Here is a 627-nt window from a genome sequence, read left to right on the forward strand (position 1 = left end):
GCTGCCATAACCATGAGTGATAACACTGCTGCCAACTTACTTCTGACAACGATCGGAGGACCGAAGGAGCTAACCGCTTTTTTGCACAACATGGGGGATCATGTAACTCGCCTTGATCGTTGGGAACCGGAGCTGAATGAAGCCATACCAAACGACGAGCGTGACACCACGATGCCTGCAGCAATGGCAACAACGTTGCGCAAACTATTAACTGGCGAACTACTTACTCTAGCTTCCCGGCAACAATTAATAGACTGGATGGAGGCGGATAAAGTTGCAGGACCACTTCTGCGCTCGGCCCTTCCGGCTGGCTGGTTTATTGCTGATAAATCTGGAGCCGGTGAGCGTGGGTCTCGCGGTATCATTGCAGCACTGGGGCCAGATGGTAAGCCCTCCCGTATCGTAGTTATCTACACGACGGGGAGTCAGGCAACTATGGATGAACGAAATAGACAGATCGCTGAGATAGGTGCCTCACTGATTAAGCATTGGTAACTGTCAGACCAAGTTTACTCATATATACTTTAGATTGATTTAAAACTTCATTTTTAATTTAAAAGGATCTAGGTGAAGATCCTTTTTGATAATCTCATGACCAAAATCCCTTAACGTGAGTTTTCGTTCCAC

The 627-nt window shown here is 47.0% G+C and carries 1 protein-coding gene; it reads left to right on the forward strand.

Translation table 11 applies throughout. From position 1 onward, the window contains the following. The coding region (locus ABEB28_RS42880; RefSeq protein WP_142759216.1) for a serine hydrolase at nt 1-495 on the forward strand (495 nt) is incomplete at its 5' end. Nucleotides 496-627 lie beyond the last annotated feature (132 nt).

The organism is Cryptosporangium minutisporangium (assembly GCF_039536245.1).
GTDB classification, from domain to species: Bacteria; Actinomycetota; Actinomycetes; order Mycobacteriales; family Cryptosporangiaceae; genus Cryptosporangium; species Cryptosporangium minutisporangium.